The 12594-nt window shown below is 64.9% G+C and carries 9 protein-coding genes; 3 read left to right on the top strand and 6 right to left on the bottom strand.

Going from position 1 to position 12594, the window contains the following annotated elements; all coding sequences use genetic code 11:
• The first annotated feature begins 21 nt into the window (after positions 1-21).
• The 3 genes from ACXI0U_RS21370 (at position 22) to ACXI0U_RS21380 (ending at position 1468) form a co-directional block, all read left to right on the top strand.
• The gene (locus tag ACXI0U_RS21370) at positions 22-468 is read left to right on the top strand and encodes a hypothetical protein (protein ID WP_043246358.1); all 447 of its coding nucleotides are present in this window, start codon (positions 22-24) and stop codon (positions 466-468) included.
• Positions 469-596: 128 nt separating this feature from the next.
• On the top strand, positions 597-824 hold the full coding sequence (locus tag ACXI0U_RS21375; protein WP_350447189.1) for a hypothetical protein: 228 nt from the start codon (positions 597-599) through the stop codon (positions 822-824).
• Positions 825-964: 140 nt separating this feature from the next.
• A complete protein-coding gene (locus ACXI0U_RS21380) occupies positions 965-1468 on the top strand; it encodes a hypothetical protein (RefSeq protein WP_021221334.1) in 504 nt (167 codons plus the stop codon).
• Positions 1469-1516: 48 nt separating this feature from the next.
• Here ACXI0U_RS21380 and hemE read toward each other — a convergent pair whose 3' ends face one another.
• The 6 genes from hemE to aroK form a co-directional block, all read right to left on the bottom strand.
• A complete protein-coding gene (hemE, locus tag ACXI0U_RS21385; RefSeq protein ID WP_021221335.1) occupies positions 1517-2584 on the bottom strand; it encodes a uroporphyrinogen decarboxylase in 1068 nt (355 codons plus the stop codon).
• A gap of 408 nt (positions 2585-2992) precedes the next feature.
• A complete protein-coding gene (locus ACXI0U_RS21390; RefSeq protein WP_021221336.1) occupies positions 2993-4411 on the bottom strand; it encodes an FAD-dependent oxidoreductase in 1419 nt (472 codons plus the stop codon).
• Between the two features lie 115 nt (positions 4412-4526).
• Positions 4527-8972: a glutamate synthase large subunit gene (gene gltB, locus ACXI0U_RS21395; protein ID WP_031288425.1), complete on the bottom strand. Its 4446-nt coding sequence runs from the start codon at positions 8970-8972 to the stop codon at positions 4527-4529.
• A 253-nt stretch (positions 8973-9225) separates the two neighbouring features.
• The gene (locus tag ACXI0U_RS21400) at positions 9226-10905 is read right to left on the bottom strand and encodes an SPOR domain-containing protein (RefSeq protein ID WP_431482836.1); all 1680 of its coding nucleotides are present in this window, start codon (positions 10903-10905) and stop codon (positions 9226-9228) included.
• A 10-nt stretch (positions 10906-10915) separates the two neighbouring features.
• Positions 10916-12019 (bottom strand): 3-dehydroquinate synthase, encoded by a 1104-nt coding sequence (aroB, locus tag ACXI0U_RS21405; RefSeq protein ID WP_431482837.1) that lies wholly within the window; start codon positions 12017-12019, stop codon positions 10916-10918.
• Between the two features lie 51 nt (positions 12020-12070).
• Positions 12071-12589 carry a shikimate kinase AroK gene (aroK, locus tag ACXI0U_RS21410; RefSeq protein ID WP_081672329.1) on the bottom strand — a complete coding sequence of 173 codons (519 nt, stop codon included), beginning with the start codon at positions 12587-12589 and terminating at the stop codon, positions 12071-12073.
• Positions 12590-12594: the final 5 nt, after the last annotated feature.

A 12594-nucleotide genomic window follows, 5' to 3' on the forward strand; every position in this document is an offset into this window, starting at 1 on the left:
CAAGACCGTCAAGGAGACACCATGAGCCTCAAGACCTGGACCGCTGTTGCTGTACTGTCCGCCGCTGTTCTGCCCGGTATCAGCCAGGCCCGCGATACCGTGCACTACCTCGACTTCAACACCGTGGTCACCGAGGCCGTGCAAGCGGGTCGCCTGGATGGCAGCGTGAAGTTCTACCTGGCCGGCAACACCCCGGCCGGCAAGGTGACGGTGATCAACCCCAACATCACCACCAACCAGAAGACCAACGCCTTCAACAAGAGCGACGAGGAAGCCTGCCGCTGGGTGCTGCAGTCCGCCCTGATCCGCCTGCAGGACGCGGCCAAGGCGGCCGGCGCCAACGCGGTGGTGGACATCGCCAGCAACTACAAGAGAAAGGAATACAAGGACGCCGCCAAGTACGAGTGCCACGCGGGCGCCTTCGTGGCCGGCGTAGCCCTCAAGGGCGCCATCGCCAACGTCAAGTAAGGCGTTGCTGCTGTTGGGGAAGGCCGCGCAAGCGGCCTTTTTCATGGGCGCGGGAAATGCCCTGAACGAATTAGCTGACCTAAAAGTCAACTCAATCGAGACCGACCCAGCCCTCGAGGAGACCCGGCATGCCCCAACAGACATTCACCCTTCACTACCGCTTCCACAACGAACCGCGACACCACGCGCTGGAGCTGGACCGGCGGCCCGCCCCCGGGGAAGCCGCCATGCACCTGCTGGTGCTGCACTTCGCCGACGCCGAGAACAGCCTGGTGATGCCGCCGGCGGACGCTACCGAGGAAGAGGTGATCCAGCAGGCCGAGCTGCTGGGGATAAGCGATATCCGCCTTTCCTGAGCACTACGGAGATAGGCGCTCCTTGTCGATGAACGGCGCAGATGACATCAAATTGCCACCTTCGTATAGTGCCGCTGCCCACGCGCAACGCGAAAAGCCATCAGGGCCCGGGCATACGCCAAGACGACAAGGAGCTGATCTTGCGCAACTTCCAAAGGAACCTGTTTCTCTCGTTCGCCCTCTCCACCACGCTGCTTTCCGGGTGCGCCAGCATCGTCAGTGACAGCGCCTATCCGGTATCGGTGAGCAGCACGCCGGTGGGGGCGAATTTCGAGATCAAGGACAGCACGGGGAACGTCATCCACAGCGGCACCACGCCGGGGACGGTGACGCTGAAGTCCGGCCGCGGCTACTTCAAGAAGGCCAACTACACCATCGCCTTCAAGAAGGAAGGCTTCGCCGACCAGGAGATCAAGCTGAATTCGAGCCTCAACGGCTGGTACTGGGGCAACCTGCTGTTCGGCGGCCTGATCGGCATGCTGATCGTCGACCCACTGACCGGCGCGATGTACAAGCTGCCGGAAAACACCGCGGCGGACCTGGGCAACCAGCTGGTCGGCCAGGCCGGCGGCAAGGACCTGACGCTGCTCACCATCGACCAGATCCCCGAGGACCGCAGGGCGGAACTGATCAAGGTGAACTGAGAAAGGAAAAAGGCCGCATCAGCGGCCTTTTTCATGGGCGAGTGCCACTCAGCGGTGGTACTGCGCCGACAGCTCGTGGACGGCCTCGAAGAAGGCGCCGGCGTTGGCCGGGTCGACTTCCGGGGTGACACCGTGGCCGAGGTTGAACACCTGGCCGCTGCCCTGGCCGTAGGCGGCGAGGATACGACCCACCTCGGCGCGGATGGCGGCGGGGTTGGCGTAGAGCACCGCCGGGTCCATGTTGCCCTGCAGGGCGACCTTGGAACCGACGCGGGCGCGGGCGCTGCCGATGTCGCAGGTCCAGTCCAGGCCCAGGGCCTCGGCGCCGCTGTCGGCCATGGATTCCAGCCACAGGCCGCCGCCCTTGGTGAACAGGATCACCGGGACGCGACGCCCGTCATGCTCGCGGATCAACCCATCGATGATCTGCTTCATGTAGGCCAGGGAGAACTCCTGGTAGGCCGCCGCCGAGAGGCTGCCGCCCCAGGAATCGAAGATCTGCACCGCCTGGGCGCCGGCGAGGATCTGCCCGTTGAGGTAGGCGATGATCGATTTCGCCAGCTTGTCGAGCAGGGCGTGCATGGCCTGGGGATCGTTGTAGAGCATCGCCTTGGACTTGCGGAAGTCCTTGCTGGAGCCGCCTTCGACCATGTAGGTGGCCAGGGTCCAGGGGCTGCCGGTGAAGCCGATCAGCGGCACGCGGCCGTTGAGCTCGCGGCGGATGTTGCGCACGGCGTCCATCACGTAGCCCAGGTCCTGCTCGGGATCGGGGATCGGCAGGGCCTCGACGTCGGCCAGGCTGCTGACCACCTTCTTGAAGCGCGGGCCTTCGCCGGTCTCGAAGTACAGGCCCTGGCCCATGGCGTCGGGGATGGTGAGGATGTCGGAGAAGAGGATCGCCGCGTCCAGCTGCGGGTAGCGGTCCAGCGGCTGGATGGTCACCTCGCAGGCCAGCTCGGGGTTCTTCATCAGGCTGACGAAGTCACCGGCCTTGGCGCGGGTGGCCCGGTATTCCGGCAGGTAACGACCGGCCTGGCGCATCATCCAGACGGGGGTGACATCAACGGGCTGCTTGAGCAGGGCGCGGAGGAAACGGTCGTTCTTCAAGACGGTCATGGCAGTGTCCAACGAAAAAGTGCGGGCATTTTCGCAAAGCCCAACGCAAAAGGCACGGCGGGTGCCGTGCCTTTTGTCTATCGCGACCATTTGACGCGCTCGAAGCCTACGCCAGCTGGAAGCTGGAAGCTGGAAGCTGGAAGCTGGAAGCTGGAAGCTGGAAGCTGGAAAAGCCTGGGGGATCGACGGAGACCGTCAACCCCCGGAGTTATTTATTTCCGCATTCCACACGTAGCCCGGGCTTCAGCCCGGGAACACATCGCACCGACGCTCGGATCGTAGGGTGGACCACGCTTCACCGGCCCAGCATTCGGGTCATGCCGAACAGCGACCGCGTGGGTTTCGCTGCGCTCTACCCACCCTACGCGCCCTTCAAGCCTCCAGCTTCAGGCTTCCAGCTTGACTGGCTCAGACCCCCAGATAATCGAGGATGCCTTCGGCAGCGTTGCGGCCTTCGAAGATCGCCGTCACCACCAGGTCGGAACCGCGGACCATGTCGCCGCCGGCGAAGATCTTCGGGTTGCTGGTCTGGTGCTTGAACGGGTTCTGCTCGGGTGCGACCACACGGCCCTGGCTGTCGATGCTGATGTCGAACTGCTCGAACCAGGAAGCCGGGCTCGGGCGGAAGCCGAAGGCGATCAGCACGGCTTCCGCCGGGATGATTTCCTCGGAGCCCGGGATCGGCTCGGGGCTGCGACGGCCACGGGCGTCCGGCTCGCCGAGACGGGTCTCGACCACCTTGACGCCTTCCACCTTGTCTTCGCCGACGATGGCGATGGGCTGGCGGTTGAAGAGGAATTTCACACCCTCTTCCTTGGCGTTTTTCACCTCTTTGCGCGAGCCGGGCATGTTTTCTTCGTCGCGGCGGTAGGCGCAGGTCACCGACTTCGCGCCCTGGCGGATGGAGGTGCGGTTGCAGTCCATCGCGGTGTCGCCGCCGCCGAGGACGACGACGCGCTTGCCCTTCATATCGATGAAGTCTTCCGGCGCCTTTTCGAAACCGAGGTTGCGATTGACGTTGGCGATGAGGAAGTCGAGCGCGTCGTGCACGCCCGGCAGGTCTTCGCCCGGGAAGCCGCCCTTCATGTAGGTGTAGGTGCCCATGCCCATGAACACGGCGTCGTACTCATCCAGCAGTTGCTGCATGGTGACGTCCTTGCCGATCTCGGTGTTCAGGCGGAACTCGACGCCCATGCCGGTGAAGACTTCACGGCGGCGGCTGAGGACGGTCTTCTCCAGCTTGAATTCGGGGATGCCGAAGGTCAGCAGGCCACCGATCTCGGGGTTCTTGTCGAACACCACCGGGGTCACGCCGTTGCGCACCAGGATGTCGGCACAGCCGAGGCCGGCCGGGCCCGCACCGATGACGGCGACGCGCTTGCCGGTGGGCTTGACCTTGGACATGTCCGGGCGCCAGCCCATGGCGAAGGCGGTGTCGGTGATGTACTTCTCCACCGAGCCGATGGTGACCGCGCCGAAACCGTCGTTGAGGGTGCAGGCACCTTCGCAGAGGCGGTCCTGCGGGCACACGCGGCCGCAGACTTCCGGCAGGGTGTTGGTCTGGTGGGACAGTTCGGCGGCGGCCAGGATATTGCCTTCCGAAACCAGCTTCAGCCAGTTCGGAATGAAGTTGTGCACCGGGCACTTCCACTCGCAATAGGGGTTGCCGCAACCGAGGCAACGGTGCGCCTGGTCAGCCGCTTGCTGCGGCTTGAACAGGTCATGGATCTCGACGAATTCGCGCTTGCGCTGACGCAGCAGCTTCTTCTTCGGATCCTTGCGCCCGACCTCGATGAACTGGAAGTCGTTGTTCAGACGTTCAGTCATTTGAAAAACCTCTTAACAGCAGCGGCAAGCTACAAGTTGCAAGCTGCAAGACTCATCACGGTTAGCCGGCGGGCCCGGCGTGCATCACGCTCGGGCTCGCGGCTTGGGCTGCTTGTTATTGCGGGTTGGCTCGGGTGCTGGAGAGCAGCGACGCCAGGTTCGCGGCCTTGGGCTTGACCAGCCAGAACTTGCGCAGGTAGTCGTCCAGGTTCTCCAGCAGGTGGGCACCCCACTCGCTTTCGGTTTCCTTGACGTACTCGGCCAGCACGCTTTGCAGGTGGCTGCGGTAAGCCTCCATCGCCTCGTTGCTGATGCGCTGGATTTCCACCAGTTCGTGGTTGACCCGGTCGACAAAGCTGTTGTCCAGGTCGAGCACGTAGGCGAAGCCGCCGGTCATGCCCGAGCCGAAGTTGTAGCCGGTCTTGCCGAGGACGCAGACGAAGCCGCCGGTCATGTATTCGCAGCAGTGGTCGCCGGTGCCTTCCACGACGGTGTGGGCACCGGAGTTGCGCACGGCGAAACGCTCACCTGCGGTGCCCGCGGCGAACAGCTTGCCGCCGGTGGCGCCGTACAGGCAGGTGTTGCCGATGATGGCCGACTCCTGGGTCTTGAACGGGCTGCCCTTGGGCGGGGTGATGACCAGCTTGCCGCCGGTCATGCCCTTGCCGACGTAGTCGTTGGCGTCGCCTTCGAGGTACAGGTTCAGGCCACCGGCGTTCCACACGCCGAAGCTCTGGCCCGCAGTGCCCTTGAAGCGGAAGGTGATCGGCGCCTTGGCCATGCCCTGGTTGCCGTGCACACGGGCGATTTCGCCGGAGACACGGGCACCGATGGAACGGTCGCAGTTGCAGATATCCAGGGCGAACTCGGCGCCGCTCTTGGCGTCGATGGCAGCCTTGGCCATCTCGACCATCTTCTCGGCCAGCAGGCCCTGGTCGAACGGCGGGTTCTTCTCGACTTCACAGAACTGCGGCTTGTCGGCCGGGACCTTGTCGCTGCCCAGCAGCGGGGACAGGTCCAGGTGGCCTTGCTTCTCGGTCTCGCCGGGGAGCATTTCCAGCAGGTCGGTACGGCCGATCAGCGCGCCCAGGCTCGGTACACCGAGCTTGGCCAGCCACTCGCGGGTGTCTTCGGCGACGTAGGTGAAGTAGTTGGTGACCATCTCGACGGTGCCGATGAAGTGGTCCTTGCGCAGCTTGTCGTTCTGGGTGGCCACGCCTGTGGCGCAGTTGTTCAGGTGGCAGATGCGCAGGTACTTGCAGCCCAGGGCGACCATCGGGCCGGTGCCGAAGCCGAAGCTCTCGGCGCCGAGGATGGCGGCCTTGATCACGTCGAGGCCGGTCTTCAGGCCTCCGTCGGTCTGCACCCGGACCTTGCCGCGCAGGTCGTTGCCGCGCAGGGTCTGGTGGGTTTCGGCGAGGCCGAGCTCCCAGGGGCTGCCGGCGTACTTGATGGAGCTCAGCGGCGATGCGCCGGTGCCGCCGTCGTAGCCGGAGATGGTGATCAGGTCGGCATAGGCCTTGGCCACGCCGGCGGCGATGGTGCCGACACCGGCTTCCGCCACCAGCTTCACCGAGACCAGCGCCTTGGGGTTGACCTGCTTGAGGTCGAAGATCAGCTGCGACAGGTCTTCGATGGAGTAGATGTCGTGGTGCGGCGGCGGCGAGATCAGGGTCACGCCGGGGACCGCATAGCGCAGCTTGGCGATCAAGCCGTTGACCTTGCCGCCAGGCAGCTGGCCACCTTCGCCGGGCTTGGCACCCTGGGCGACCTTGATCTGCAGCACTTCGGCGTTGACCAGGTACTCGGGGGTGACGCCGAAGCGGCCGGTGGCGACCTGCTTGATCTTGGAGCTGCGCACGGTGCCGTAGCGCGCCGGGTCTTCACCGCCCTCACCGGAGTTGGAGCGGCCACCGAGGCGGTTCATTGCCTCGGCCAGAGCCTCGTGGGCTTCCGGAGACAGGGCACCGAGGGAGATGCCGGCCGCGTCGAAGCGCTTGAAGATGGCGTCCAGCGGCTCGACCTGGTCCAGGGGCAGCGGCTGCTCGGCGAGTTTCACCTTGAGCAGGTCGCGCAGCATCGACACCGGGCGGTTGTCCACCAGGGCAGCGTATTCCTTGTACTTCTCGTAGTTGCCCTGCTGCACGGCGGCCTGCAGGGTGTTCACCACGTCGGGGTTGTAGGCGTGGTATTCGCCGCCGTAGACGAACTTCAACAGGCCGCCCTGCTGGATCGGCTTGCGGTTGTTCCAGGCCTCATTGGCGAGCAGCTTCTGCTCGGCCTCGATGTCGACGAAGCGCGCACCCTTGATGCGGCTGGCGACGCCACGGTAGCTGAGCTCGACCACTTCCTCGGACAGGCCGACGGCTTCGAACAGCTGCGCACCGCGGTAGGAGGCGATGGTGGAGATGCCCATCTTCGAGAGGATCTTCAGCAGGCCCTTGGAGATGCCCTTGCGGTAGTGCTTGAAGACTTCGTAGAGATCGCCCAGGACTTCGCCGGTGCGGATCAGGTCGGCCAGCACTTCGTAGGCCAGGTAGGGGTAGACGGCGGAAGCGCCGAAGCCCACCAGGACGGCGAAGTGGTGCGGGTCACGCGCGGTGGCGGTCTCGACCAGGATGTTGCAGTCGCAACGCAGGCCTTTCTCGGTCAGGCGGTGGTGCACCGCGCCAACGGCCAGGGAGGCGTGGGCCGGGAGCTTGCCGGGGGCGATGTGGCGGTCGGTGAGGACCAGCAGCACCTTGCCGGAGCGCACGGCTTCTTCAGCCTGGTCGGCGATGTTGCGCACGGCAGCTTCGAGGCCGACGGACTCGTCGTAGTTGAGGTCGATGACCTGGCGCTCGAAGCCTTCGCGGTCGAGGCTCATCAGCGCACGCCACTTGGCGGGGGAGATCACCGGGCTGCTGAGGATCACGCGGGTGGCGTGCTCGCGGGACTCGGAGAAGATGTTGCGCTCGGCGCCCAGGCAGATTTCCAGGGACATCACGATGGCTTCGCGCAGCGGGTCGATCGGCGGGTTGGTGACCTGCGCGAACTGCTGGCGGAAGTAGTCGTAGGTGGAGCGCACACGACGCGAGAGCACGGCCATCGGGGTGTCGTCGCCCATGGAGCCGACGGCTTCCTGACCCTGCTCACCGAGCGGGCGCAGGACCTGATCACGCTCCTCGAAGGTGACCTGGTACATCTTCATGTACTGCTTCAGCTGGTCACTGTCGTAGCTGGCCACGCCATGGTCGTCGTCGAGCTTGGCCTGGATGCGCACGGCGCTCTGGCGCAGCCACTGCTTGTAGGGGTGGCGCGACTTGAGGCGGTTGTCGATGTCGTCGGTGGTCAGGACCTGGCCGGTCTCGGTGTCCACAGCGAGGATCTGGCCCGGGCCGACGCGGCCCTTGGCGATTACGTCCTCGGGCTTGTAGTCCCAGACGCCGATCTCGGACGCCAGGGTGATGTAGCCGTTGCTGGTGGTGACCCAGCGGGCCGGGCGCAGGCCGTTGCGGTCGAGCAGGCAGACGGCGTGGCGGCCGTCGGTCAGCACGACGCCGGCGGGGCCGTCCCAGGGCTCCATGTGCATGGAGTTGTATTCGTAGAAGGCACGCAGGTCGGCGTCCATGGTCTCGACGTTCTGCCAGGCCGGCGGAATGATCATGCGCAGGCCGCGGAACAGGTCGATGCCGCCGGTGACCATCAGCTCGAGCATGTTGTCCATGCTGGAGGAGTCGGAACCTACGCGGTTGACCAGCGGGCCGAGCTCGTCGATGTCGGGCAACTGGTCGTTGGCGAACTTGGTGCGACGGGCCAGGGCCCAGTTGCGGTTGCCGGTGATGGTGTTGATCTCGCCGTTGTGGGCGAGGAAGCGGAAGGGCTGCGCCAGCGGCCACTTCGGCAGGGTGTTGGTGGAGAAGCGCTGGTGGAAGACGCAGATGGCGGTCTGCAGGCGTTCGTCACCCAGGTCCGGGTAGAACTGCTGCAGGTCGGCCGGCATCATCAGGCCTTTGTAGATGATGGTCTTGTGCGAAAAGCTGCAGATGTAGTGCTCGCTGTCGTCGGCGTTGGCCACCGAGGAACGACGGCGGGCGCTGAACAGCTTGATGGCCATTTCCTGGTCGGAGAGGCCTTCACCGCCGATGAACACCTGCTCGATCTGCGGCAGGCGCTCCAGCGCCAGGCGACCGAGGACGCTGGTGTCGGTAGGCACCTTGCGCCAGCCGATCAGCGTGAGGCCGGCGGCTTCGATCTCGCGGTTCATATTGGCACGGGCGGCTTCGGCGCGGGCCTGGTCCTGGTTCAGGAAGACCATGCCAACGGCGTATTGAGCCGGCAGTTCGACCGCGAACTCGGCCTTGGCCGTGGCACGCAGGAACAGATCGGGTTTCTGGATCAGCAGGCCGCAACCGTCACCGGTCTTGCCGTCGGCGTTGATACCGCCGCGGTGGGTCATGCAGGTCAGTGCTTCGATAGCGGTTTGCAAAAGATGGTGGCTTGCCTCGCCTTGCATATGGGCGATCAAGCCGAAACCGCAGTTATCCTTGAACTCATCAGGATGGTACAGACCTGCTTTCATAGGGAACTCTCACCAGGAACTGCCTTGTTAAAAAGGCAAAATTGCTTTGTAGTTCAACCACTTACCACACGCGCAGGACTAGGCGCCAGCTTTGCGCAGGCAAAAGGGAGGTCATTGTACATATCCACCTGGCTCGTCACAAATCTTCACGACGATCCAATGAAAGTTTATGTCGCCAAACCGAAGGATTAGACCGGAAGGTCGTGCTATCGACCCTCCGGTCACGGAGGCGGGAGGGAGGGGGCGCCCGCTGTCAGCGGGCGATTTCCTGCTGGATGCTGGCGAAGCTCTTGGGCCAGGGCTTGCCGGCCTGGACCTTGGCGGGAAGGCCCTTGATCGCAGCCTGGGCGGCGTTGCGACTGGCGAAGTTGCCGTAGGTGACGACGTACAGCGGCTTGCCCTGGTGGACCTTCTTGAAGTAGCGGTACTCGCCGCCGTTCTGCTGGACGAACGCCTTGGCGCTGCCTTCGGAGCTGGTGCCGAGAATCTGCACGGCATAGTGGCCGCCAGCCTGGGAGCGGTACCAACCATCACCTGCACCGGCGGATGCGGTGCCGGCGCTGGCCACGGTCGGCGCGGCAGCGGGCTTGGCTGCAGCAGGCTTCTCGACCGGCTTGGCTGGCGGGGTGGCCGCAACGGTGGGCTTGGCGGGCGCTGCCGGAACCGCAGCAGGCGCGGAGGAAGCCGAGGTCGGCGCGGTGGCGATCGGCTGGATCGGTTTGACCGCCGCTGGCTGCTGGGTGATCACCGGAGCCGGCGGCACGGCCGGAGTGGCACCCGCAACGGCGCCAACGGGCGGCGCTACCGTGGTGACGGTCGGCGGGATGGTCGCCTGGGAACCGGGCTGGGCACCGCCATCATCGAGATCATCCTGGCCAGCGGCCTGGGCCAGCGGTTCACGGATCACCGGCTGGGCCTCGCCCACCAGGGGCAACGGCAGCGGTTGCGAGGAGCCGGCGAACTCGACGGCAGGTGCACCGCCCGGTGCCGGGGCCTGGCCAGCGGGCGCTTCAGCAGTGGGTGCCGGCTGCTGCCCCATGGGCAGTTGCGCAGTGGTGGGCTGGGTGGACGCCGGGCTATCCGAGCGATTCTGCATCGCCAAGGCCGCAACCACGCCAATCGCGACGACCCCCAGTGCCAGCAGGTGCTTCTTCGGTAGATTCAAGCTGAACCCTCCTTTGCGCGAGGCCCCCCGCTCGGCGAGCATGGCCTCGACCAACAGTTCACGAGCGGACTGATTGATGCCGCCGGGCCAACCACCGGATTGCAGATGAACGTCCTCGATCTGCTCTTCGGTCAACAGCTCAATCCCCTGTCCGGCGCCCTCGAGCCGCTGCGCCAGATATTCGCGGGTTTCGTCCTCGCTGTAGGGCAGAAGTTCAATGGCGTGGAAACGTTCTTCACCATCGGCCAGCAGTTCCAGGCGCGGCAGCAGGCTGGAATCAGCGAAGAGAAACACGTGCGGACGCGCTTCACTGTTACCCGCAGCCAGTGCCAGCAGATTGTCGAGGCCCGCATCGTCGAGCTCCTCGGCATCATCCACCAGCAGGTAGACCTCCTGACCGGTCAGCGCCAGCTGCCCGACCTGGGCCAGGATGGAACGCGAGTCGGTCTGCGCCACACCCAACCCCTGGGCGACCAAACGCATCAGGCCACCGGCCTCGGCTGCGCCACGGGCGGATATCACCACGCTTTGCACCGCCTGCTTGTTGGTGCTGGCGACCAGCGCCTGGCGCAGCAGGGTCTTGCCGCTGCCCTGGGGACCGGTCACCACCAGCAGCAGCTGGCTGTAGCGGGCCAGGTGATGCAGCTGCCCCAGCACCGGCTTGCGCTGGGCGGGATAGAACTTGAAGCCGGGTACCCGCGCGGCGAAGGGGTCGTGGGTGAACTGGTAGTGGGCCAGGAAGGCCTCATCGGCGTGCAGGCTGGTCATGGGACTCTTTTTACTCTCCAAGCTGGTCAGCCAGGGCGCGGTAGTCCGCGCTCAGGGTGTCGTCCAGAATATTTCGCGGGTAATCCGCCGTCACATCGGCCTCGCCGATCGCGCGCAACAGCACCAGGCGCAGCTGACCGTCGAGGACCTTCTTATCAACTGCCATGTGTTCGAGGAACTGCGCAGGCGTCATCTCCTCCGGCGGCACGATGGGCAAGCCGGCATCGCGCAGCAGGCGGATCGAGCGATCACGCTCCTCTTCGCTGATCCAGCCCAGGCGCCGGGACATCTCCAGGGCCATCACCGTACCGGCCGAAACCGCCTCGCCATGCAACCAGACGCCATAGCCCATGTGGGTCTCGATGGCGTGGCCGAAGGTATGGCCGAGGTTGAGGGTGGCACGCACGCCGGACTCGCGCTCATCGGCACCCACTACACGCGCCTTGGCGGCACAGGACCGCTCGATGGCTTCGGTCAAGGGTTCCTGCTCCAGGCTGCGCAAGGCTGGCATGTGCTCTTCCAGCCAAAGCAGGAAAGGCTCATCGCAGATCAGGCCGTATTTGACCACTTCGGCGAGGCCGGCGGAGAGCTCGCGCGGCGCAAGCGTGCGCAGCGTCGCAGTATCGATGATCACAGCCTGGGGCTGGTAGAAGGCACCGACCATGTTCTTGCCCAGCGGGTGGTTGATACCGGTCTTGCCACCCACGGAGGAATCCACCTGGGACAACAGCGTCGTGGGCACCTGGATGAAGTCGACGCCGCGCTGGTAGCAGGCCGCCGCAAAGCCAGCCATGTCGCCGATCACCCCACCGCCCAGGGCGATGACGGTGGTACGACGATCATGACGCGCCGTGAGCAGGCCATCGAAGATCAGCTGCAGGGTTTCCCAGTTCTTGAAGGCTTCGCCGTCGGGCAGCACGATCGGCTGCACCTTGTAGGCGGAAAGCGTGCGGGTCAGCTGTTCGAGGTAGAGCGGGGCGACGGTCTCGTTGGTGACGATTGCCACCTGCTTGCCGGCGATGTGGGGCGCGAAGAGCTCGACCTGCGACAGCAGGCCAGCACCGATATGGATGGGATAACTACGCTCGCCAAGATCGACCTGAAGTGTCCGCATGGGGCCCCCGCTATGAAAAGGGCACTAGGATAGCGCAGTTCCGCCCTTGCTTTAACGGGGTGGCAGCGCCTGCAATCGTTCGAGTATCTCCTGCACCACCATGCGCGGCGGCCGCTCGTCGGTCTCGATGATGATGTCAGCGATTTCGCGGTAGAGGGGATCACGGATAGCCATGAGGTCACGCAGCACCCGACCTGGATCGGCAGTGCGCAGCAAAGGCCGGTTGCGGTCGCGGGAAGTGCGGTCGATCTGCTGCTCCACCGAGGTGTGCAGATAGACTACGCGACCGCCACCCCTGAGCGCTTCCCGGTTGGCTGGGCGCAAGACAGCACCGCCACCGGTCGCGACTACCACGCCATCAGCGAGGCAGAGCTCTTCCAGCATCGACTGCTCGCGATCGCGAAAGCCCTGCTCGCCCTCGACATCGAATATCCAGGGGATATCCGCGCCCGTCCGCTGCTCGATTTCCTTATCGGAATCCTTGAAGGGCAGGCGCAGTTCTTTGGCAAGCAAACGCCCGATGGTGCTCTTTCCAGCTCCCATCGGGCCAACGAGGATCAAATTACGCACTGATG

Source organism: Pseudomonas sp. C9D1, from assembly GCF_056491235.1.